This window comes from Halomonas sp. PAMB 3264 (genome assembly GCF_031954245.1).
In the GTDB taxonomy this organism is placed as follows: domain Bacteria; phylum Pseudomonadota; class Gammaproteobacteria; order Pseudomonadales; family Halomonadaceae; genus Vreelandella.
Window position 1 is genome coordinate 1076001 of the sequence record NZ_CP134866.1, and the last position, 20229, is coordinate 1096229.

Sequence of the window (20229 nt, forward strand, 5' to 3'; positions counted from 1 at the left end):
GAGGCTGAGTATGCGAATCGTGCGCCCGGTGGCGATGACGGATCTCGACGCGCTGATGGCGCTGGCCGAGAACGCGGTGCCACGGCTAACCAACCTGCCGGCCAACCGGGCGCGCCTTGAAGAGCGTATCGCGCGCTCGCTCGAGGCGTTTGCCCGTGAGGCAGAGTTTCCCGGCGACGAACACTACATGTTCGTGCTGGAGGACACCGGCGCCGAGCGCGAGGCCGAGCGGGTGCTGGGCACCGCTACCATTCGCGCCCAGGCCGGGGCGACGGATGCCTACTATACCTATCGCCAGGAGACGCTGATCCACGCCTCCCAGCAGCTTAACGTGCGTCGTGAAGTGCAAACCCTGGCACTCTCTCACGAGGTGTCGGATGCCACGCTTCTATGCGCGTTCTCGCTGAACCCGCGCTATCAGGGCACCAGCGCCGAGAGTTTGCTGCGCCGCGCAAGGCTTTTGTTCATCGCCCAGTACCCGGAGCGCTTCTCCAACATTCTGGCGGTGGCGTTTCCGGGCTATCTCGATAGCCAGCAGCAGTCGCCGTTCTGGGAGAGCGTGGGCAATCATTTCTTCGCGCGCAGCTTCCAGGAGATCAACCACATCGCCGGCCTGCGCTCGAAAAGCTTCATCGCCGAGGTGATGCCTCAATTTCCGCTGTATCTGCCGCTGCTGACGCCCCAGGCCCGCGCGGCGATCGGCCGCGAGCACCCGGCCCACGAAGGCCCGCTGCAGGAGATGCTGGCAGAAGGCTTCGCGCGTTCGCGCCACGTCGACATCTTCGATGCCGGCCCGATCGTCAAGGCCGAGCGCGAGCGGCTGGAAACCTTTCGCCAGGCCAGCTGGCATCCGGTGCGTATCCGCCCGGAACACACCCTGCCGGACGCCGAGCCTGCGCTCATCGCCAACCAGAGCGCGGCGTTTCGCTGCCTGGTGGCGCGCTATGCGCTTTCGCCGACCGGCCAGCTCATGCTCAGCCCCGAGCACGCCGAAAGGCTTGGCGTCGAGGAAGGCCGCGCGGTGCTGGTGGCGCCGCTGACACTACCTGGTGCCCAGGACGTTCTCGACGAGGGAGAGATGTAATGCGCATTCGACCCATCGCCCGCGGCGATATCGATGGTCTCCAGATGCTGGCGCAGCAAACCGGCGTCGGCTTTACCTCGCTTCCGGACAATCGTGAGTTTCTGGCCGGCAAGATCGAGACCGCCGTCAGCGCGTTCGAGGAGCGCACTCCGGTCGATGACCGGCTCTACTTCTTCGTGCTCGAAGACGACGCTACCGGCGAGCTTGCCGGCTGCTGCGCCATCGAAGGTCAGGTCGGCCGCGAGGTGCCGTTTTATCACTACCGGCTCGGGACGCTGGCGCATTCGTCCGTGCAGCTCGATCTGCACCGCACCATCGACACGCTCTTCTTGAGCTCGGATCACACCGGCGACGCCGAGGTGTGTTCGCTCTACGTGCGCCCGGAGTACCGCGGCGAGGCCAACCGGCATTTGCGCTGCGGCGCGCTGCTCTCCAAGGCGCGCTGGCTGTTCATCGCCGAGTTCCGTGACCGCTTCCCGGACAAGGTGCTGGCGGAGATGCGCGGCGTGTTCGACGAACATCACCAAAGCCCGTTCTGGGAGAGCCTGGGCAAGCACTTCTTCCCGATGGATTTCAACGAGGCCGACCGGCTCACCGGGCTTGGCCAGAAAAGCTTCATCGGCGAGCTGATGCCGAAATTCCCCATCTACACCACCTTCATGTCCGAGAAAGCGCGCGCCTGTATCGGCCAGGTTCACCGCGACACGCGACCGGCGCTCGAGATGCTCAAGAAAGAGGGGCTACGCTGGGAGGGCTACATCGATATTTTCGACGGCGGCCCGACCGTGGAGGCCTATATCGACGATGTGCGGGCGGTGCGCACCTCCCAGGTTCATTCGGTAGAGATCTCGCGCGACCCAAACGTCCAAAGCGTCAGCCGCTGGCTGGCGGCCACCACCACGATCGGCGCGTTTCGGGCCGCCTGGCTCGGTCGCGGCCCGGATGATAACGGCACGATCTTGCTCAGCGAAGAGGAAGCGCGGCGGCTGGATGTCGGCGCCGGCGACACGCTCAGACTACTCGACACTCAGGAGGCGTCATGACCGCACAACCATTAAGCGCAAAGATGCAGCAGCTGATCGACGGCCGCTGGCGTGTGGGCGAAGGCGCGCGCTTTAGCAAAACGGACCCGGTCGGCGGGCAGGCGCTTTGGCAGGGCGAGGCCGCAAGCCCCGCCCAGGTCGGCCAGGCCGTCGAGTCGGCGCGCGCGGCGTTCAACGCCTGGGCGCGCACGCCGTTTGAGCAGCGCCTGGCGCTGGTCGAGCGCTTCGCCGAGGTGCTCAAACAGAGAAGCGAAGAGCTTGCCTGGGCCATCGCCTCGGAAACCGGCAAGCCGCTTTGGGAGGCGCGCACCGAAGCCGGCGCGATGGTGGGCAAGGTGGCGCTCTCGATCCGGGCGCATGACGAGCGCACTGGCCAGCGCGAAAAAGAGGTGGGCAGTGCGAAGGCCGTACTGCGCCACCGCCCCCACGGCGTGATGGCCGTGTTCGGCCCCTACAACTTCCCCGGCCACCTGCCCAACGGCCACATCGTGCCGGCGCTTCTGGCAGGCAATGCCGTGGTCTTCAAGCCCAGCGATCAGACCCCGCTCACCGCGGATCTAACGCTGCAGTGCTGGCAAGAGGCGGGCCTGCCGGAGGGCGTGATCAACCTGGTGCAGGGCGGTGTCGAGGTCGGCCAGGCACTGGCCGGTGATGGGCGCATCGACGGGCTGCTATTCACCGGAAGCGCAAAGGTCGGGGGGATGCTGCACCAGCAATTCGCCGGGCAGCTCGACAAGATCCTTGCGCTCGAGCTTGGCGGCAACAACCCGCTGGTGGTCAAGGAGGTGTCGGATGAGCGCGCCGCCGTGCTGACCATTTTGCAGTCGGCGTTTCTCTCCGGCGGCCAGCGCTGTACCTGCGCCCGGCGGCTGATCGTGCCCAACGGCGAGGCCGGCGACCGGCTGATCGAAGCGCTCTCGAAGGCCATCGAAACGCTTCACGTGGCCGGGCAGTTCGAGGAGAACCCGGCGCCGTTCTATGGCGGGCTCGTAAGCCCGGCCGCCGCCGACGGCCTGCTAAAAGCCCAGGACGCGCTGGAGGCGCAGGGTGGGCGGGTGCTCAATCGCATGCAGCGCCTTGAAGAGGGTACGAGCCTTGTGAGCCCCGCGCTGATCGACGTGACCGGGCTGAAAGTACCCGACGAGGAGCACTTCGGCCCGCTTTTGAAGATTCACCGCTTTGATAGTTGGGACGAGGCGCTCGCGCTTGCCAACGACACCCGCTACGGGCTTTCCGCTGGGCTGATCGGCGGCGACCCAACCGATTGGGACGATTTTCTGCTGCGCATTCGCGCCGGCATCGTCAACTGGAACCGCCAGACCACTGGTGCCTCGGGCGATGCGCCTTTCGGCGGCGTGGGCGACAGCGGCAACCACCGCCCGAGCGCCTTTTACGCCGCGGACTACTGCGCCTACCCGGTCGCCTCGATGGAGGCCGAGTCGCTGGAGATGCCGGAAACGCTGCCGCCGGGTATTACGCTATGAGCCGCGTGGATGAAAGCGTTCAGGAGGTCAACTTCGACGGACTGGTCGGCCCGACGCACAACTACGCGGGCCTGGCCGCCGGTAATCTGGCCTCCCAGCGCCACGGAGGGCTCACTGCCAACCCGAAAGAGGGCGCGCTGCAAGGGCTTTTGAAGATGAAATCGCTGATGGAGGCGGGCTACGCTCAGGGCGTGCTTCCCCCCCAGCAGCGCCCGGACCTCGGCGCACTGCGAAAGCTCGGCTTTACCGGCAGTGACGAGCGCGTGCTGGCAAGCGCCGCCGACCAGGCGCCGCAGCTTCTGCGCGCGGTGTGCTCGGCGTCCAGCATGTGGACCGCCAACGCCGCCACGGTCACCCCGGGCGTCGATGCGCCGGAGGGTCGCGTGCAGTTCACCCCGGCCAACCTGCAGTCGAGCTTCCATCGCTTTCTCGAGCCCGCCACCACCGGCCGTGTTTTGCAGGCCATCTTTCATGACGAGCGCCACTTCGCCCATCACCCTGCGCTGCCGGCAACGCCGGCGTTTTCTGATGAAGGCGCGGCGAACCACACCCGGCTTTGCGGCGCGCACGGTGAGCCCGGCGTGCACCTGTTCGTTTACGGACGAAAAGCGTTTGGCGGTGAGCGCGAGCCCCGCCGGTATCCGGCCCGGCAAACGCTGGAGGCGAGTCAGGCCGTGGCGCGTCAGCACGGGCTTACCGATGCCCAAACCGTGTTCGCCCAGCAGCATCCGGACGCGATCGACGCCGGCGTGTTCCACAACGACGTAATCGCCGTGGGCAACGGCCCGGTGCTGCTCTACCACGAGCTGGCCTTTCTGGACGAGGAGGGCACGCTGGAGGCGCTGCGCGCCAAAATGGCCACGCCCCTGATCCCGGTGCGCGTGCCGGTCGAGGCGATCAGTCTTGACGACGCCGTCGGCTCGTATCTCTTCAACTCGCAGCTTCTTTCCAATCCGGACGGCAGCATGACGCTGGTGGTACCTGGCGAGTGTCAGGAGAACGACACGGTGTGGCGCGTGATCCAGGATCTGATTCTCGCGGGCTACAACCCGATTAGTGAAGTGCTCGTCAAGGACGTCAAGCAGAGCATGCAAAACGGCGGCGGCCCCGCCTGCCTGCGCCTGCGGGTGGCGCTCTCGAGCGCCGAGCGCGAGGCCATCAAGGCGCGGGCGCTGCTCACGCCGGCGCTGTTCGAGGATCTCACCGCTTGGGTCGAGCGCCACTACCGCGACCGGCTGGCACCAAAGGATCTGGCCGACCCGCAGCTTGCTCGCGAGTCGCTCGCCGCCCTCGATGAGCTAACAAAACTGCTCGAAATGGGATCGGTGTATCCGTTTCAGCTGGGGTAGAGGAAGTAAAGGAAAACGCTTGCGTATCAATCCTGAAGCGGCGGCCCGATACAGCTTTCGAATATTGCGGCCAGGGCCTCGTACTCGCACGCCATGGCTGCGATATTTGCCTTTATCCATGTCGCTCGTTCGATACCTGCCCAGGAAATACGGTAACCACAGTTGATAATCAGATGCTCGAAAAAGAGCCGCTGAGTACGTCCGTTACCTTCGCGAAAAGGGTGAATGGCATTCAAATCCCCGTACAGTTCGGCGCAGGCAGCCACGAGAGCGCTCTTATCCAGTTGAGTGAAGTACGCTTGCGCTGCCAGTTTCCTGAAGAGTTTTTCGGATTCGGGCGCTATAAAAGGAACGTGACAGAAGCGCGTGTCTCCCTTTGCAATATCGATGGACCTCAGCTCTCCTGCCCAGTCATAAAGATCATCAAAAAGTCGAGAATGCAGGCGCTGCAGATAGGCGAGGTCAAAAGGCGGTGGTTCGAGCTCAATACTGGCGGCGTTGATCATCGATAGGTCGCGTTCGGCTTCTTCGAGCGTGGCCGCCTCATCGATATTCAACTTGTTTCTTAATACGTCAGTACCAGGGTAACAGTAGGGATCCTGACCGGTACCGTACTTATCCATCAGCGTTTTTGAGTTTTCGTATATTTGGCGATCACGTCGGCTTTGGTAAGCCGCGACGTGCGAGGGTCGACCGCAATGCCTTCGAGCGCCATGCTGGACTGATAGTTGGTGCGCCGGACTTCAGCGTTATAACGCCGCTTGGTTTCCCAGGAGAGTGTTTGCATGGGGCCTCCTTGATTCGTAGCACTCATTATAACGTAGTCGCGCTTGAGGTTTCATCAGGTTGTTGTAGCCAATCACCGCGTGAAAGCCGCGTACCGAAGTCGACAAAACGTTTTGGAAATATCGGAATGACACCGTACTTTCGACGAACCAGCGACAAAGCGTTCGCCGCCGATCTCATTCGGCGCAACATGGCCGGCTATTTCGATGCGCTGGGTATGCACTGGGATGATGCCCTGTTCGCGCGTCAGTGGCGCGAGATGGAAAGCTATCAGCTTCTGGTAGAGGGTTCCCCGGTAGGGCTTTTGTGCCTCGATCCTGCTTCGAACGCCTGTACTATCCGTGAGCTGCAAATCGCCTCGGCATGGCGAAGCCAGGGGCTGGGCACCGCCGCCATCGGCTTTGCCGAAACCCGGGCCCGCCGGGCCGGTAGCGCTACGCTGCGATTGCGGGTCTTCACTCTCAATCCGGCGGTGGCGCTTTATCGCCGGCTGGGGTTTGGCGTCGTCACCACCGAGGCCGGCGCTCACACGATGGAAAAGCGGCTCGACTAGGCGTTTTGAATGCGCCCTTCTGATCAACGCCTCAGGTTTTCTGGCGAACCTTGTCCAGGTTGAGCAGGGCGATCCCGATGGCGATCAAAAGCCCGCCCAGGAGCAACCCCTCCGGGGCGCTTTCGCCCTGTATGAATATCGCCACCGGCACGCCGAACAGTGCCCCTACCGACCCCAGCAGGCTCAGAAGCACCGGGCCGCCGCTTTTCTGTAGTAAAAAGAGCAGCAGGAACTGCCCGGCAAAAACCACCGCCTGCAGGCCGATCAGTGAGATCAATTCGAGGCGAAGCTGGGGCACCGCAAGCGAAAAGTCGGGCAGCAAGCTTACGCCCAGCAAAAGCACCACCGCGGCCACCAGCATGCCCGGCGCCAGGGTTTCGCCGGCAACGCCTGGCGGCCAGCGCAGCGTGCGGTAAAGATTGCCAATCGCCAGCAGCACCGGGCCGAGTAGTGAAAGCAATATCCAGTGAACGTCGGCCTGCGGGGCGGCGATCTTGTGCGCGGCGAGAATGAGTGCCCCGGCGAGCGCGGTGAGCACGCCCAGGCCGCGGCTTGGCTGAAAACGCTCGATCTTCAGCGCCAGCGCGCCGAGATAGGTCAAAAGCGGCGGCAGGGTGATGATTAGCGCCACGAAACCGGCACCGATATGGGCAATGGCCGAGAAGAACAGCAGGTTGGAGCCCGCCACGCCGACCAGCGCCGACACCGTGTAGTACTCGAGCGTGCGGGCGTTGACCGGCGGCAGCCGGCCCCGCCCGGCGGCCAGCGCCAGCAGAATCAGCGCCGCCCCGGCCAGCGACCAGAACAGAAACGCCAGCGGCGACAGCGCCATTTCGCCGGCCTGCTTGGCCAGGTTGGTGGAAAGGCCCAGCAGTGCCCCACCGGCGAGCAGATAGAGAAGCGGGGCGAGACGCCTTGAGGCGAAGGCCTTATCGTTAAAAACGCGGCGGACGGGCGGCATGACGACTTCCTGTTCAAGTATCTTGATATCAAGGTATTCGACTTTTTATCTTGACGTCAAGGTAAAAAGTCGTAAGCTCGACGCCATGGATCATGTCGATAAAATACTTCTGCAGTGGCAGCGCCAGCGTCCGGAGCTGAACGTGGCGCCGATGGGCACGCTTGGCCGCCTCAAGCGGCTCAACCAGGTGCTGATGCGTGCCATGGAGCATACCTGGGAGCCGTTTGGGCTGAGCGAGTCGAGCTTTGACGTGCTCGCCACGCTCCGGCGCGAAGGCCCGCCCTTCGCGCTGTCGCCAAGCGCCTTGATGGCCTCTACCATGGTGACCTCCGGCACCATGACCCACCGCCTACAGCAGCTCGAAAAAGCCGGGCTCATCGAGCGGGTGAAAAATCCCGAGGACGGGCGCGGCTTTCTGATTTCGCTCTCGAAGGCAGGCTTTGCGCTGATCGACGACGCCGTGACCGCCCACGTCGAAACGCAGCAGGCATTGGTGAGCGGGCTGAGTGAGGCGCAGCGAGCCGAACTCGATGCGCTGCTCAAGCAGATGCTGGAAAGTCTCGATCAGCGCTCCCAGGAACACGCGAGGTAACACGCGATGGCGCTTTTATTGAAATGTCTGCTCGGGGCGCTGGCGGTGCTGCTCATTGCGCTTTTGTCGCGCACCAGGAGCTTTTTTATTGCCGGGCTGGTACCGCTGTTTCCCACCTTCGCGCTGATCGCGCACTACATCGTGGGTAGCGAGCGCGGCATGGCGGATCTTCGCACCACGGCGGTGTTTGGGCTCTGCTCGCTGATTCCCTACGCGGCCTATCTCGCCGCGATCTACTACGCCAGCTACCGATTCGACCTGACCGGCACGCTGACCGCCGCTACTCTGGTCTGGATCGTCTTCGCACTACTGCTGCTTTGGGGCTGGACGCGGTTCTATTCCGGTTGAAGCGGGCTTTTATGTCTTCGCGCTTTTGCAGGCGTGTTCGAGTCGCGGGCGCAGCGCCTCGCTCACCGTATCCATAAAGGCACGCACCCGCGCCACCCGGCGAAGGTCGGGGTGGGTGAGTAGCCAAAGCGGCGTCGCTAGAGCCTCTATCGGCGCTGTCAGGCGTGTAAGCGCCTCATCACTCTCGCCCAGGTAGCAGGGCAGCACTCCGATGCCGGCACCGTCGCGTATCGCTACCTGTATGCCGAGTAGGCTATCTACCCGGTAGGCGGCACCTTTATCCGCCATCCAGGCCTCAAGGATGGCATCGCCCAGGTGCGCGTCCGGTGCTATCCAAGCCTGATTCGATAGCGTCTTTAATGTGACGTGGCGGTGGACGTCTTCCCAATGCTTGCCTAGCCCATAAACCGCCAAAGCGATATCACCCAAATAGCGGCCCACTAGGGTGTCTGGCGGCGCGTGGGTCGGGCGCAGGGCGATATCTGCCTCCCGGCGCGACAGGCTGTGGCGCTGGTTGGAGAGAGCCACTTCCAGCTCAATCGCTGGATAGCGCTGGCGGAACGTGGTGAGCACCGGACTCAAGAGCCCGGTGAACAACGTGTCCGTGGTGGTGATGCGAAGGCTGCCCGTAAGTGCTATGTCCTGTCCGGCCAGCCGCCGCTCTGCACCGTGGATCTCACGCTGTACGCGCTCGGCGGTGGCGGCCATGTCCTCCCCGGAAGGCGTCGGCGTGTAGCCTTGGCGGTGACGTTCGAACAGCGTCACCGCCAAGCGCCGCTCGAGGGCGTTGAGCCGGCGAAACACCGTAGCATGGCTGATACGAAGCTGCCGGCTGGCGCCGGAGAGCGAGCCCGCTTGGGCGATCGCGAGCACGATCTGCAGGTCATCCCATTTCACTGTCTGTGCATTCATGAAAATCCAGTTGGCATTTTTAGGGAATATTGAAGCAAATATGAACAGAGTAGCCTGTCATTTCTCATCGTGACAGGAAAGCTTGAGCATGAACGTACTGATCATTTCGGGGCATCCGGAGCCGCGCTCGTTCAACGGCGCGCTAGTCGATATTACCGTCAGCCGACTCAAGGCCATGGGGCATCAAGTCGAGGTAGGCGACCTCTACCAGGAACGTTTCGACCCGGTCGAACGCGCCGAGCACTATGCGTCGCGTGGCAGCGGCGAGCCTTTCGCGCCGCTCGACGAACAGCGCGCCCATCACGACCGGCAGGCGCTTCCCAAGGAGATAACCCGTGAGCTTGCACGGCTTGAGTGGGCGGAGCTGGTAGTTTTTCACTTCCCGCTCTGGTGGCACGCTCAGCCCGCCATCCTGAAAGGCTGGTTCGATCGGGTGATGGTCTACGGCGGCCGCTACACCAGTCGCATGCGCTATGACCAGGGGTATTTTCAAGGCAAACGCGCGTTGCTTTGCGTAACAGCGGGCTCGCCGGAGCCTGCCTTCCAGCCTTTCGGCCGGGCCGGGGACATGGCGGCGTGGCTCTGGCCGATGCACGCCTCACTTTATTACGTTGGATTTGACGTGCTGGCACCCCAAGTGAGCTACGGGGTACAGGGTGGTGGAATCGAGTATCAAGGCAAGGCAGCGTTGCGCGAGCACCTGGAAGGCTGTAAGCGGCGCTGGGCAGAGCGCTTGCCGGGTCTTTCAAATGAGGCAACCATTCCCTTCGCGGGTTGGGGGGATTGGAACGAGCAGGGCGTGCTCAAGGAGGCATCGCCACTGCGCTGGCGCTTGGGGTGAGTACGCGTCGTCATCAGTAATACCAAGAGTAGTCGAGTCAGCGCGAGGGCTTTCGAGCAGACGCGCGAACGGTATCGACACCGGTCACGCCGGTTACGTCGGCTAGCGCATCCATTAGTGAGGCGCGAAAGGTCTGGCCGTGGTTCATGCCGCGAAATTCGCGGTAGGTGGCCCTGACGCCGGGCATAACGTCGAGGCGCTCGGCCAGCGTTTCGACGGTATCTGCGGGCACGCTGGTCACGCGACGCAGGTGCTCGCGTACGCGCGGGTCGTTCATGTCGCGGTGAGAGGTGTCGCGGCGGCGCTCGTCGCCGCCCAGGCTCAGCAGCACCCGGGCCGAGGCGTCTTCGTGATTGGCGATGAAGGCCTGCTCCGGGCCATCGAGAAGCGCGCCTTCGGCCCACCATAGTGACGGGCTGCCCGCGGCGTAGGTGTCAAAAGCGTCGGGGCGGGTGAACAGCGTCGTCAGGGTGAAAAGCCCGCCCAAGGAGTGGCCCCATAGCGTCTGCTGCTGTGGGTTGGTCGTTGCATACTGCGCGATGGCCGGGCGAATGCGTTTCTCGATGACGTCGAGCAGAGCGTTGGCGCCGCCGCCCTGGTCGCCGTCCTCAATGAAGGTGTAGTCGTGTACACGTCGGCGGTCGATGCGCAGGTCGTTATCGTAACCCACGAACACCAGCACTGGCGGCGCCGGGCGCTCACCGAGTGCGTCGAGCAGGGCGGCATCGAATTCCATCAGCGCGGCGTTGCCATCGAGCATCCAAAAGGCGGGGTAGTTTGATGCCGGTGCGCTGGCTGCGGGAATGCCCAGGGTGACGCGATAGCGCGTTTGGGAGTCGGTATTCTCGACCGTGAAGCGCTCGAAGCGATAGGCACCTTCGGGCTCGTCGAAAACGGTGTGCCCGATCGTCTGGGCCGGGTCGCGCTGCTGTGCCACGGTGACGGTACTCCATAAAACGCTGACGAAGAGAAACGCAGCGACGGCGCGCAAACGCTTGAGCAGAAAACGATTCGACATGATCCATCCACGGCTGAGGCAGAGACATCAACGTTAATGATAATTGATGTTAATTGACAGAGCGCTGGAGAGGCAACCACGGGCGGCTCATGTGATGATCGCCAGTAGCGCCAGACGGCAGGGCCGTTTGGGGCGTAGCGAGTTCGCGCTATACTCCCGGGCTTTGAACGCCGTGACTGAAAGGACCAGACGTTATGTCACTACACTTCAACTGGGCACGCATCGATGAGCTCAGCGCCCGGGATTTTCACGAGATCGCCCGCGCCCGCGAGGCGGTGTTCGTGGTCGAGCAGGCCTGCGCCTACCAGGAAGTGGACGCGCTCGACCCGTTGGCCTGGCACCTGCGCGCGACCGTCGATGGCGCGCTTGCGGCCTACGTTCGTGTGGTCGGGCCGGAAGAGAAGTTCGATGAGCCTTCCATTGGCCGGGTAATGACGGTTCGGGCCTTTCGCGGACAGGCGCTGGGGCGTGCCCTGATGACGGAAGCGATTCGCTTTACTGAAGCTACCTACCCGGGGCGCGGCATTCGCATCGGCGCCCAGGCGCATCTCGAGGGCTTTTATGCCTCGCTCGGTTTCGAAACGGTCAGCGAGCCGTTCGACGAGGATGGCATCATGCACATCGAGATGATCAAGCCTGCCCCATGAGCGACTCACGCCACCGCTTTAGTGAGGCCGAGCGCGCCGGGGTCTACCGCGCCATTTTCGAGCGCCGCGACGTTCGCGCACAGTTTCTGCCCGACCCGATCCCGGATGCCGTGCTCACACGCTTATTGGAAGCGGCTCACCACGCGCCGTCGGTGGGCTTCATGCAGCCCTGGGATTTCATCGTTATCGAAAGCCGTGAGGTGCGCGAGAACGTGCTCGCGCTGTTCGATGCGGCCAACGCGGCAGGCGCCGAGCGCTTTTCCGGCGAGCGCCAGGCGCTTTATCGCAGCCTGAAGCTGCAGGGCATTCTCGAAAGCCCGCTCAATGTGTGCATCACCTGCGATCGCCGCCGTGGCGGTGACCATGTGCTGGGCCGCGACAGCGTGATCGACACCGATCTGTTCAGCACCTGTCTGGCGGTGCAGAACCTGTGGCTCGCCGCCCGGGCCGAGGGTATTGGCGTTGGCTGGGTGAGCATCATCGACCCCATCGAGCTTGGCGGCGTACTGGGCCTGCCCGAGTATGTCTATCCGCTGGCCTATCTATGCCTTGGCTACGTCAGCGAGTTTCTGGAAAAGCCGGAGCTGGAGGCGAAGGGCTGGCGCTCCAGACTGCCGATCGAGTCGCTCGTGCATGCCGATCTTTGGGGGCAGCGCCCGGCCGGCGGTTCAGCCGGCCCTTTTGGTAACGAGTAAAAACGCGTCGCACTCTTGACACTGTAAACCCGGCGGTTACTAGTGCCCAACCGATGGCGTATCAATCATCATGGCGCTCTCGGTTCGAGCGCTTATCGTCATACATGCGTTCGTCGGCCACCGCCAGTACTTCCTGAGAGGGGGCTTCACTTGAACAGGCGCACCCCAGGCTAAGCCCAAGGGCGAGGCGATGCGGCCCGGTGGGAAGGTTGATCACGCAGTATTGGTCAACGAGGTGAGCGCGAATGCGCTCGAGCAACGCTTGAGCCGCGTCGAGGTTTGTCGCTGGCAGCAGGAACGTAAACTCATCGCCACCGTAACGAGCGAGGATGTCGCTCTCTCGGGTGCACGCCTGCAGATGCTGGGCAACGCAGGTAATCAGCGCGTCGCCTGCCTCGTGGCCATAGCGGTCGTTTGCCTCTTTCAGGCGGTCGATATCCATCACGATCACGGCAAAGTCGGCGCCGGACAAGCGCTCCTTGTTGGCGATACAGGCGTGCAGCGCCGAATCGAAAAAGCCGCGATTGTAGAGGTTTGTGAGGGCATCGCGTTCGGCAAGCCGGGTGAGCTCGAGCTGAAGCAGCTTGTTTTCGGTGGCGCCGGCCAGTTGGTCGGCGAACAGCGGCAAAATCTGTTCGAGCCCGCTGTTTTCCCCGGGGGCCTTGACGATGAGCCAGCCCAGGTAAAGGCCGGAGCGGTGATCCATGGGCGTGAGATAGAGCGAGGCGCCATCACCGCGTTGGCGGACGATGGCTCGGCCTGTTTTTTCTGCCGAAAGGTTCTCGGTCAGTGTCGTTAGCTGCTTTCGATCGTCGGCCGTCAAGTTTGCGGTGGCCGCGAACGAATCGGTAGCCGGCCGCGCGCGCTCATGAAGGATCACGGCGAACCCGTAGTCCGGGAAATGGGTGCGCAAGTGATCGAGAAATTGATCGAGCAAGGCGTCAATCGTTGTCGTGTGATGACTGAGCAGGGTCAAGTCGAGTAGGGTTTGAAAGAGGCGATTCTGCATCTCGATGGCGCGCATGTTGCGACCTATCTGACGATTTTGCTGATAGGTGACGCGGCCCATCACCATGAAATAGCCCACGGCGCCCGCCCATTGATAGATGTCGACCCGGACATTGACGTAGGGCCGAAAGTCCGGACCGGTGACCAGCGCGCCGATCAACGCTGAAAAGGTAAATACCAGCGCCGAGAGCAGCATGCGGCGTGGCCCGCCCACCACGAGATTGTTCAACAAGCAGGCTAGTCCGATGGTGATGGTGCCCAGCACATAGAAATCCAGCACGCTGCACCAGAGGCCAAACAGCAGCGTATCGACAAGCAGGTTATTGAACTCGGCACGTTTGGTGTTTTTGGCAAGCGTGGCATGCCAGTAGGCGATCCCCGGCCAAATCAGCAGCACGACGCCGGGCAGTACCAGCTGCCACTGTGTTCCCTCCACCTGCGCAATCCACACCGTGAGGCCAAACGCGTGAAGAAAGGCAAACACCCGTGGGCCAGTCGTTGCGAGCGTCAGTCGGTGCAATCGCCGAGGACGCGGGAGCGCGAAGGAAAATGGCATGCGATGGGGTTCTCGGATCACGGTTTGTGGGAGCCTAGCACGCCAGGCGTGCAAGCGAGCTTACCCATTGATCGTAGAAAAGTATGAGTGAGCGTTGGGGGCGTCACGATAGGGCCTCAGGATAGGGTGTCAAGAGAGAGCGGCGCTTATCGCCTGGCGGGTTTTGGGTTAGAGTCCTCCCATCGATAAAGGAATCGCTTCATGGAAGACCGGCTCGACGCGCTGCTTGCCCCGCTGATCAAAAAGGCCGTGCTGCTTACGCCCCACGCCGACCCCAAGGCGTGGGTGCCATTGCCGGTCAGCAAGCTCGGCGGTTTGCCCTACTTTGAAGCGGGGGCGACGTGGCCTGTATGCAAACTTTGCACCCAACCGCTCACCTTCGTTTTCCAACTTTTTGATGAGACGACGAGCGCGCTGCTTGTCTTTCACTACTGCTTTGACTGCCTGCCCGCGGGCGACGACCCGCGCGACCGTGGGCTCTGGCACGCGCAGTGGTTCACCGCGCCGCAAGGCTATAAGCAGATTCGACTGGCGCCACCCGGCGCCGATCGCAACGCCATCACGCCGTGTCGGATTACGCACCAAACGGTGCGCTCGCTACCCGGCTGGGAAGGGCTCGATACCCAAAGCCCTGAAGCCGAAGGGCTTTGTTGCGAGCTCGACCCGGAAAGCCCCTGGCAGGCTTTTGATCAGGCAGTGACGCGGGCAGGCTGTATCGATGATTTGAAAAGCTGGCAGGGCGGCTACCCGCTCTACCTTCAGGGCGAGCACGTGCCCGATTGCCCCCATTGTCAGGCGTCCATGACGTTTTTCGCCCAGATCGACTCTGAAGGCGAGGCGAACCTGGATTGGGGGGCGGTCGGGCTCATCTACCTCTTTTACTGCGCGCAGCATCCGCAGAGCGTGGAGTTCGTTCGGCAGAACACCTAGACCGCGAACCCGTTTTCATGCACCACCAGGACGACCCATGACGGATACCTTCACCATCGAACGCCTTCGCGCTGACAGCCCACACGTCACGTTGGTGGCGACCTGGACCTTCGAGGCCTGGGGGCACCTGCACCCCGGCCAGACCCTCGAAAAGCAGATCGCGTTCGTGCGTTCAGAGTGCGGTGTGGGCGGGGTGCCGTCGATCTTCGTGGCGCTGGAAAAGGGGGCGGCGGTGGGCACGGCGAGCTTGATCGCGGACGACATGTCGACCCGGCCCGAGCTTGGCCCCTGGCTTGCGTCGGTGTTCGTCTTGCCGAACCAGCGTGGCCGAGGGATCGCCTCACGGCTGGTCGCACGGGTCGAGCAGGAGGCTTTATCGAACGGCTTCGAGTGCGGCTATCTCTACACGCCGGATCAACAAGCACTTTACCACCGCCTGGGTTGGCGCGCCTTCGAGGAGGTGACGTATCTCGGCGAGCAGGTCACGCTCATGGCGAAGTGCGTCAGCGAGACGGTCCAATGATCAGCGGCCGCGCGCTTCACTACTTCGATACCGTCGCGCGGTGTCGCTCGCTACGCCAGGCGGCGGCCAAGCTGCACATCGCACCTACAGCGATCAGCCGCCAGATCGATCTGCTGGAGCATCAGATGGGCGCGCCGCTACTGGAGCGAGGGCCCAACGGTATCAGCCTGACTGCGGCGGGAGAGCTATTGGCCGCCCAGGCACAGCACACACTGCGCGATCTGGAGCGCGTCCAAGAGCATATTGCCGACCTCAAGGGCTTACGTACCGGGCGAGTGCGTTTGCAAGTGGCCGAGGGCGTGGTGGCGGGGCTACTTGCTCCAGCGCTGGCCGACATGGCTGCGCGTCATCCTAGGCTTAATTTCGATATCGGCATCGCCAGCGCCGGGCAGATGGTCGAGAGTCTACGCTTGGGTACTGCGGATATCGGCCTGTCATTTTTCATGCCGCGCCACGAGGATATTCTTGTTCTGGAGAGTGTGCGCCTGGAGCACCATGCGGTCATGGCACCAGAGCATCCATTGGCCGCCGCTTGCGAGGTGACGATCGAAGCACTTGCCGAGCACCGTATCATCTTGCCGGGTGAAACCTTTGGAGCGCGTCAGGCGTTCGAGCGAAGTGCTCATCGGGCGGGCATCAAACTCATGCCTACCTTCGATACCGCGTCGCTCGAGACCCAAAAGGCGCTGGCCCTGAACGGGGCTGGCGTACTCATTCTCCCGCCCATGGCGGTGGCCCGTGAGTGTCGAAACGGTGAACTCAAGAGCATTCCTCTCGCTCCGGACGAGCTCGAACCGGCGCGTATGGATCTCTGTGTCTTTCGTCACCGCACTCGAAGCTTCGCCGTCGAAGCGTGTCTTTCGCTGCTGGCCAAGGCTTTGCAGGCTCATGACAGCTCGCCTCGTTAAAAGTGCACACAAAAAGTGGACACGCTGACATTAAAATTGAAATAGTATGTAGCGCTGACTAACGCCATTCTAAAAGCGTCGATAACAACGCAAAGGACGACGGCATGTTCGAGCTTCATCAATTGACGGCGACCCAGCTGCTGGATGGCTACCGAAACAAGGCATTCTCCCCCGACGAGGTGGCCAAGGATCTGGTTGCTCATATTGAGCGCCACGAAGGACAAATTAACGCGCTTTACGCCTATTCGCCGGAGCGCTTTCTCGACGCCGCCAAGGCTTCCACTGCCCGCTGGTCGAAAGGCGAAAGCCTAGGGGCGCTCGATGGCGTCCCGGTGACGCTGAAGGAACTGGTGGCCACTCGAGGCCAGCCCGTTCCCGTTGGGACGGGGCTGGGTGACCAGACCCCGGCGGCGGCGGACGCGCCTCCCGCCGCGCGCTTGGACGAAGCCAATGCGGTACTGCTTGGCAAAACTACCTGCCCGGATTTTGGCATGCTCTCGTCGGGGCTCTCCTCGTTTCACGGCCTTACCCGTAATCCTTGGGATTTGAATTGTAATACCGGTGGTTCCAGCTCCGGCGCCGGTGCGGCAGCAGCGGCCGGATTCGGGCCTGTGCACATCGGCACTGATATCGGTGGCTCGGTGCGCCTGCCCGCCGCCTGGTGTGGGGTCGTGGGCTTCAAGCCGACCCTTGGTCGTATTCCGATCGACCCTTATTACGTTGGCCGCTGCGCCGGTCCCATGGTGCGCTGTGTCGAGGACGCCGCACTGGTGATGCCAACCTTGAGCCGGACCGATCGCCGCGATGCCATGCGCCTGCCGCCGGAGCGCATCGACTGGCAGGATCTGACGCTTGATATGAACGGTCTGCGTATCGGCGTGATGCTGGATGCGGGCTGCGGATTGGCGCTCGAACCGGACATCGAGGCGGCGGTGACCTTCGCCGCCCAGCGTCTGGAAGCTCGCGGCGCAACGCTGGTGCCCGTGGCTCCCGTACTAACACGCGAGATGCTCGATGGTCTGGATCGCTTCTGGCAGGCGCGCCAGCAAGGCGAGCTCGAAAAACTGAGTGACGAGGAGCGCGCCCGGGTTCTGCCCGCGATTATCGAATGGGCTCGTGGTGCGAAGGAGTCGAGCGCGCTGGATGTGGTGAGTGGCTTTCAGCAGACAATGGCAATGCGCCGCGAAAGCGAGGCCATCTTCGAACAGGTGGATTTCGTGATTTCGCCTACTACACCCAACGTCTCATTTCCCGCCGAGTGGGCTTCGCCGACCGACGACCCGCGCCGTCCCTTCGAGCACATCGCCTACACCGTGCCCTGGAACATGGGCGAGCAGCCGGCGCTTTCACTCAATGCGGGCTATAGCGAGGACGAGATGCCTATCGGCGTACAGTTGATCGGCCCCCGGTTTAACGACCACGGAGTATTGAAACTGGCCTACCAACTGGAAACCGAGCTGGCGTTACCCGTGCGTTGGCCGAAGCTGGATACGCGTGCCGCTTGAATCATGAAAAATGACCTGTCTCCCAACAATCCCAAGAGAATTGCCATGCGTCGTCTTTTCGTATTACCCACCTCACGCGCGGGGTGGGGCCTTCTTGCTGCATTTATCGTGCTGGTGCTGGCCGGCACCTGGCCGGTCATCGGCTTTATCAACCAGGCAGCACTGGTGTTCGGTCTGCCGCTGATGATCGTCTGGAGCTATGTGGTCATCTTTTCCTGCGTGGGCGTGATGCTCGTCGGCAACCGACTCGTCGAGAGGGATGGGCATGAATAGTTCCTGGCCGCTCATCATAACGTTAGGGTACGTGGCCATTGCCATGATCATTGGGCTCAAGGCTCGTGCCGGGCACCGTATGGATACACTGGAGCAGTGGGGCGTGGCCGGGCGAAGCATGGGGCCGGTCACGCTGTATCTGCTGATCGCCGCGGGCAGTGTGAGTGCTTACACCTTCATGGGCGCGCCGGGCTGGGCCTACTCCAAGGGCGTGGCGGTGTTTTACGTGGCGGTGTATCTGGCTTATCTGGCGCTAGTGGCCTGGTATTTCGGGCCCAAGGTGTGGCAGTTCGGCGCGCAGTTTGGCCACGTCACTCAGGCAAGCGCGATTGCGGATCGCTACCAGAGCCCGGCACTCGGCGCGCTGGCATCGCTGGTGATGGCGGTGGGGTCGATCGCCTACGCGGTGCTTCAGACCGTGGGGTCGGCCTATATTCTGTTCGTGATGAGCGGTGGCGCCATCCCCGTATGGCTTGGGGTAATCATCGTGCTTTCCTGTATCGCGGTATATCTCTATATCAGCGGCCAGCGGGCGATCGGGCGCACCAACGCCTTTCAGGGCGCGTTGATGCTGGTGGTCGCCTGGGCGGTGGGGCTTTGGGCGGTGCAAAGTGCCACCGGCGGGCTCGACATGTCCGCGGTGTTCACGCGCATCCAGCAAGACCACGCCGAGTTTCTGACGCTGCCCGGCGCCAAGGGTGACATGAGCTTCAGCTTCTGGACCACCTCGATCATCGTGTCGATGTTTTCGTTCATGCCGCCGGTGTGGACGCAGTGGATGTGTGCCTCCTCGGCGCGCACCATTCGCCGTAGCGCGACCTGGCTTCCGACCTACTACGTGGTGATCCTGCCTGTGGTGGTGGTCGGGTTCATCGGTATCTACTCGCTGCCGGAGCTCGAGCGCGCCGATACCGTGGTGCTGGAGTACGCCATGGCGAACCTGCCGGTGGTGCTGGTGGGCCTTTTAGGCGCCGGTACGCTGGCGGCTTCGATGTCCTCGAGCGAGCCGTTCATTCACTCGGTGGCGCTCTCCGCGACCAAGGACGTGCTGCAGCCGTTGTTCAAGCTCTCGGATGCGTTCACGGCCAAACTCGCGCGTTGGCTGCTGCTGCCGGTGATGGCGCTGATCATCGCGCCGCTGGCGATCGCCGAGCCGGGGAGCCTGGTGATGATTCTGCTGGTGGGGCTGGGGTTTGCCTCTCAGGTATTGCCGGCGTTCATCGGCATGTTCTTCTGGCCGCGCGCCTCAAAGCTCGGCGTCATGGCGGGGATTCTTTCGGGGTTCGCGGTGACCGTGGCGTTCACCACGGTGTGGTCGCATCCGCTCGGCATTCACGCCGGCTTCTGGGGGCTTTTGATCAACCTGCCGGTGTTCGTCGCCGTGTCGCTTGCCACGCCCGCCGTCGAAGCCAGCGTGGTCGAGCGATTTTTCCGTATTTCGGCGCCGCGTGGGTTTGCCCGACGCCAAAACGCCGGGCAGGTGCTGCGTTAGCCTTCGCGGCTTTTCAGTCGGCGGCGCTCGGCCTGCCAGGCGCGGCCGGTGCCCGCCTCGCCTGCCGCCCAGACCTCGTACTGCTGGGCGACGTGCTCGCCCATCTCCCGGGAGGCCGTGATCAAGGCCTGGCCGGTGCCCTGGGCGGCCAGCTGCGCACGGCAGCTGCGCTCCAGGTCGCGCATGCGCAAAAAGGCCTCGCCAACGCTTTGCCCACAGGTCAGCAGACCGTGTTGGCGCAGGATCATCGCCGAGTTCTGGCCCAGATCGCGGGCCAGCCGCTCGCGCTCTTCGAGATCCAGGGCGATACCTTCGAAATCGTGGTAGCTCAGCCGATCGAAGAACTGTAGCGCCCACTGGTTGAGCGGTAAAAGACCCTCCTCGAGACACGATAGCGCTACGCCGGCCACCGTATGGGTATGCAGCACGCAGTGTACCTCCGGGCGAGCCTCGTGCAGGGCGCTGTGGATCGTGAAGCCCGCTGGATTGATGCCCAGGCCGGTCGGGTCGTCCAGCACTTCACCGCCGGCGTCGAGGATCACCAGGTTGTCGGCGCGTATTTCGTCGAAGCGCAGCCCGTAGGCGTTGAGAAGAAAGCGATCGTTTGGCAGGCGCGCCGAGATATGTGTCTCAATACCGTCGTCCATGCCCTCCAGCGCAACGAGCTGGTACGCCGCGGCGAGATCTTCGCGAATGGTCTGTTCGTTCATGGTGTTCGCGC

23 protein-coding genes are annotated in these 20229 nt (G+C 62.9%); 16 read left to right on the forward strand and 7 right to left on the reverse strand.

The features are described 5' to 3' along the window. Nucleotides 1–10 precede the first annotated feature (10 nt). The 4 genes from RN347_RS04875 to astB are packed head-to-tail and all read left to right on the forward strand — an operon-like array spanning nt 11 to nt 4960. Nucleotides 11–1084: an arginine N-succinyltransferase gene (locus tag RN347_RS04875; RefSeq protein WP_311960371.1), complete on the forward strand. Its 1074-nt coding sequence runs from the start codon at nt 11–13 to the stop codon at nt 1082–1084. Beyond that, nucleotides 1084–2127: an arginine N-succinyltransferase gene (gene astA / locus RN347_RS04880; protein WP_263584701.1), complete on the forward strand. Its 1044-nt coding sequence runs from the start codon at nt 1084–1086 to the stop codon at nt 2125–2127. Before RN347_RS04875 ends, astA begins: the two co-directional genes overlap by 1 nt. After that, nucleotides 2124–3611, forward strand: a complete 1488-nt coding sequence (gene astD, locus RN347_RS04885; protein ID WP_311960372.1) for a succinylglutamate-semialdehyde dehydrogenase — start codon at nt 2124–2126, stop codon at nt 3609–3611. Before astA ends, astD begins: the two co-directional genes overlap by 4 nt. Continuing rightward, nucleotides 3608–4960 carry an N-succinylarginine dihydrolase gene (gene astB, locus RN347_RS04890; RefSeq protein WP_311960373.1) on the forward strand — a complete coding sequence of 451 codons (1353 nt, stop codon included), beginning with the start codon at nt 3608–3610 and terminating at the stop codon, nt 4958–4960. Before astD ends, astB begins: the two co-directional genes overlap by 4 nt. Before the next feature lie 26 nt (nt 4961–4986). Here the strand turns inward: astB and RN347_RS04895 are convergent, their stop codons facing one another. Continuing rightward, the gene (locus RN347_RS04895) at nt 4987–5583 is read right to left on the reverse strand and encodes a putative adenosine monophosphate-protein transferase Fic (protein ID WP_311960374.1); all 597 of its coding nucleotides are present in this window, start codon (nt 5581–5583) and stop codon (nt 4987–4989) included. After that, the gene (locus tag RN347_RS04900) at nt 5583–5747 is read right to left on the reverse strand and encodes a YhfG family protein (protein ID WP_311960375.1); all 165 of its coding nucleotides are present in this window, start codon (nt 5745–5747) and stop codon (nt 5583–5585) included. The genes RN347_RS04895 and RN347_RS04900 overlap by 1 nt, the downstream gene beginning before the upstream one ends. Nucleotides 5748–5873: 126 nt before the next feature. On the opposite strand from RN347_RS04900, the gene RN347_RS04905 reads away from it, so the two are divergent. Then, on the forward strand, nt 5874–6299 hold the full coding sequence (locus tag RN347_RS04905) for a GNAT family N-acetyltransferase (protein ID WP_311960376.1): 426 nt from the start codon (nt 5874–5876) through the stop codon (nt 6297–6299). Nucleotides 6300–6330: 31 nt separating this feature from the next. Here the strand turns inward: RN347_RS04905 and RN347_RS04910 are convergent, their stop codons facing one another. Then, a complete protein-coding gene (locus RN347_RS04910) occupies nt 6331–7260 on the reverse strand; it encodes an EamA family transporter (RefSeq protein WP_311960377.1) in 930 nt (309 codons plus the stop codon). An 85-nt stretch (nt 7261–7345) separates the two neighbouring features. On the opposite strand from RN347_RS04910, the gene RN347_RS04915 reads away from it, so the two are divergent. Next, nucleotides 7346–7852, forward strand: coding sequence for a MarR family transcriptional regulator (locus RN347_RS04915; RefSeq protein WP_311960378.1), 507 nt, complete (start codon nt 7346–7348; stop codon nt 7850–7852). 6 nt (nt 7853–7858) lie between these two features. Then, nucleotides 7859–8200, forward strand: coding sequence for a GlpM family protein (locus RN347_RS04920; protein WP_311960379.1), 342 nt, complete (start codon nt 7859–7861; stop codon nt 8198–8200). Nucleotides 8201–8209: 9 nt separating this feature from the next. Here RN347_RS04920 and RN347_RS04925 read toward each other — a convergent pair whose 3' ends face one another. After that, nucleotides 8210–9112: a LysR family transcriptional regulator gene (locus RN347_RS04925; protein ID WP_311960380.1), complete on the reverse strand. Its 903-nt coding sequence runs from the start codon at nt 9110–9112 to the stop codon at nt 8210–8212. Nucleotides 9113–9200: 88 nt separating this feature from the next. Between RN347_RS04925 and RN347_RS04930 the strand changes: the two genes are divergently transcribed. Next, nucleotides 9201–9953, forward strand: a complete 753-nt coding sequence (locus RN347_RS04930) for an NAD(P)H-dependent oxidoreductase (protein ID WP_311960381.1) — start codon at nt 9201–9203, stop codon at nt 9951–9953. Nucleotides 9954–9990: 37 nt separating this feature from the next. On the opposite strand, the gene RN347_RS04935 is transcribed toward RN347_RS04930, so the two are convergent. Beyond that, nucleotides 9991–10971: an alpha/beta hydrolase-fold protein gene (locus tag RN347_RS04935; protein WP_311960382.1), complete on the reverse strand. Its 981-nt coding sequence runs from the start codon at nt 10969–10971 to the stop codon at nt 9991–9993. Nucleotides 10972–11165: 194 nt separating this feature from the next. On the opposite strand from RN347_RS04935, the gene RN347_RS04940 reads away from it, so the two are divergent. Next, nucleotides 11166–11618: a GNAT family N-acetyltransferase gene (locus tag RN347_RS04940; RefSeq protein ID WP_311960383.1), complete on the forward strand. Its 453-nt coding sequence runs from the start codon at nt 11166–11168 to the stop codon at nt 11616–11618. Further along, nucleotides 11615–12313, forward strand: coding sequence for a 5,6-dimethylbenzimidazole synthase (bluB, locus tag RN347_RS04945; RefSeq protein ID WP_311960384.1), 699 nt, complete (start codon nt 11615–11617; stop codon nt 12311–12313). The genes RN347_RS04940 and bluB overlap by 4 nt, the downstream gene beginning before the upstream one ends. Before the next feature lie 61 nt (nt 12314–12374). Here the strand turns inward: bluB and RN347_RS04950 are convergent, their stop codons facing one another. Beyond that, nucleotides 12375–13805, reverse strand: a complete 1431-nt coding sequence (locus tag RN347_RS04950; protein ID WP_311960385.1) for a diguanylate cyclase domain-containing protein — start codon at nt 13803–13805, stop codon at nt 12375–12377. Nucleotides 13806–14078: 273 nt separating this feature from the next. Between RN347_RS04950 and RN347_RS04955 the strand changes: the two genes are divergently transcribed. From RN347_RS04955 to RN347_RS04980, 6 genes are all read left to right on the forward strand, one after another. Beyond that, complete coding sequence (locus RN347_RS04955; protein WP_311960386.1) at nt 14079–14807, forward strand: DUF1963 domain-containing protein; 729 nt, start codon at nt 14079–14081, stop codon at nt 14805–14807. 37 nt (nt 14808–14844) lie between these two features. Further along, nucleotides 14845–15330 carry a GNAT family N-acetyltransferase gene (locus tag RN347_RS04960; RefSeq protein ID WP_311960387.1) on the forward strand — a complete coding sequence of 162 codons (486 nt, stop codon included), beginning with the start codon at nt 14845–14847 and terminating at the stop codon, nt 15328–15330. Continuing rightward, nucleotides 15327–16238, forward strand: coding sequence for a LysR family transcriptional regulator (locus tag RN347_RS04965; RefSeq protein ID WP_311960388.1), 912 nt, complete (start codon nt 15327–15329; stop codon nt 16236–16238). The genes RN347_RS04960 and RN347_RS04965 overlap by 4 nt, the downstream gene beginning before the upstream one ends. Before the next feature lie 104 nt (nt 16239–16342). Continuing rightward, nucleotides 16343–17743 (forward strand): amidase, encoded by a 1401-nt coding sequence (locus RN347_RS04970; protein WP_263584685.1) that lies wholly within the window; start codon nt 16343–16345, stop codon nt 17741–17743. A gap of 45 nt (nt 17744–17788) precedes the next feature. Beyond that, on the forward strand, nt 17789–18016 hold the full coding sequence (locus tag RN347_RS04975) for a hypothetical protein (RefSeq protein WP_263584684.1): 228 nt from the start codon (nt 17789–17791) through the stop codon (nt 18014–18016). Further along, complete coding sequence (locus tag RN347_RS04980) at nt 18009–19508, forward strand: sodium:solute symporter family protein (protein WP_311960389.1); 1500 nt, start codon at nt 18009–18011, stop codon at nt 19506–19508. The genes RN347_RS04975 and RN347_RS04980 overlap by 8 nt, the downstream gene beginning before the upstream one ends. Here RN347_RS04980 and RN347_RS04985 read toward each other — a convergent pair. Beyond that, a complete protein-coding gene (locus RN347_RS04985) occupies nt 19505–20218 on the reverse strand; it encodes a class II aldolase/adducin family protein (RefSeq protein ID WP_409365779.1) in 714 nt (237 codons plus the stop codon). The genes RN347_RS04980 and RN347_RS04985 overlap by 4 nt on opposite strands. Nucleotides 20219–20229: the final 11 nt, after the last annotated feature.

What these genes read in the sequence shown, in the direction of transcription:
- RN347_RS04875 (WP_311960371.1), top strand. Translation starts at nt 11, where the DNA reads ATGCGAATCGTGCGCCCGGTGGCGATGACGGATCTCGACGCGCTGATG.
- astA (WP_263584701.1), top strand. Translation starts at nt 1,084, where the DNA reads ATGCGCATTCGACCCATCGCCCGCGGCGATATCGATGGTCTCCAGATG.
- astD (WP_311960372.1), top strand. Translation starts at nt 2,124, where the DNA reads ATGACCGCACAACCATTAAGCGCAAAGATGCAGCAGCTGATCGACGGC.
- astB (WP_311960373.1), top strand. Translation starts at nt 3,608, where the DNA reads ATGAGCCGCGTGGATGAAAGCGTTCAGGAGGTCAACTTCGACGGACTG.
- RN347_RS04895 (WP_311960374.1), bottom strand. Translation starts at nt 5,583, where the DNA reads ATGGATAAGTACGGTACCGGTCAGGATCCCTACTGTTACCCTGGTACT.
- RN347_RS04900 (WP_311960375.1), bottom strand. Translation starts at nt 5,747, where the DNA reads ATGCAAACACTCTCCTGGGAAACCAAGCGGCGTTATAACGCTGAAGTC.
- RN347_RS04905 (WP_311960376.1), top strand. Translation starts at nt 5,874, where the DNA reads ATGACACCGTACTTTCGACGAACCAGCGACAAAGCGTTCGCCGCCGAT.
- RN347_RS04910 (WP_311960377.1), bottom strand. Translation starts at nt 7,260, where the DNA reads ATGCCGCCCGTCCGCCGCGTTTTTAACGATAAGGCCTTCGCCTCAAGG.
- RN347_RS04915 (WP_311960378.1), top strand. Translation starts at nt 7,346, where the DNA reads ATGGATCATGTCGATAAAATACTTCTGCAGTGGCAGCGCCAGCGTCCG.
- RN347_RS04920 (WP_311960379.1), top strand. Translation starts at nt 7,859, where the DNA reads ATGGCGCTTTTATTGAAATGTCTGCTCGGGGCGCTGGCGGTGCTGCTC.
- RN347_RS04925 (WP_311960380.1), bottom strand. Translation starts at nt 9,112, where the DNA reads ATGAATGCACAGACAGTGAAATGGGATGACCTGCAGATCGTGCTCGCG.
- RN347_RS04930 (WP_311960381.1), top strand. Translation starts at nt 9,201, where the DNA reads ATGAACGTACTGATCATTTCGGGGCATCCGGAGCCGCGCTCGTTCAAC.
- RN347_RS04935 (WP_311960382.1), bottom strand. Translation starts at nt 10,971, where the DNA reads ATGTCGAATCGTTTTCTGCTCAAGCGTTTGCGCGCCGTCGCTGCGTTT.
- RN347_RS04940 (WP_311960383.1), top strand. Translation starts at nt 11,166, where the DNA reads ATGTCACTACACTTCAACTGGGCACGCATCGATGAGCTCAGCGCCCGG.
- bluB (WP_311960384.1), top strand. Translation starts at nt 11,615, where the DNA reads ATGAGCGACTCACGCCACCGCTTTAGTGAGGCCGAGCGCGCCGGGGTC.
- RN347_RS04955 (WP_311960386.1), top strand. Translation starts at nt 14,079, where the DNA reads ATGGAAGACCGGCTCGACGCGCTGCTTGCCCCGCTGATCAAAAAGGCC.
- RN347_RS04960 (WP_311960387.1), top strand. Translation starts at nt 14,845, where the DNA reads ATGACGGATACCTTCACCATCGAACGCCTTCGCGCTGACAGCCCACAC.
- RN347_RS04965 (WP_311960388.1), top strand. Translation starts at nt 15,327, where the DNA reads ATGATCAGCGGCCGCGCGCTTCACTACTTCGATACCGTCGCGCGGTGT.
- RN347_RS04970 (WP_263584685.1), top strand. Translation starts at nt 16,343, where the DNA reads ATGTTCGAGCTTCATCAATTGACGGCGACCCAGCTGCTGGATGGCTAC.
- RN347_RS04975 (WP_263584684.1), top strand. Translation starts at nt 17,789, where the DNA reads ATGCGTCGTCTTTTCGTATTACCCACCTCACGCGCGGGGTGGGGCCTT.
- RN347_RS04980 (WP_311960389.1), top strand. Translation starts at nt 18,009, where the DNA reads ATGAATAGTTCCTGGCCGCTCATCATAACGTTAGGGTACGTGGCCATT.
- RN347_RS04985 (WP_409365779.1), bottom strand. Translation starts at nt 20,218, where the DNA reads ATGAACGAACAGACCATTCGCGAAGATCTCGCCGCGGCGTACCAGCTC.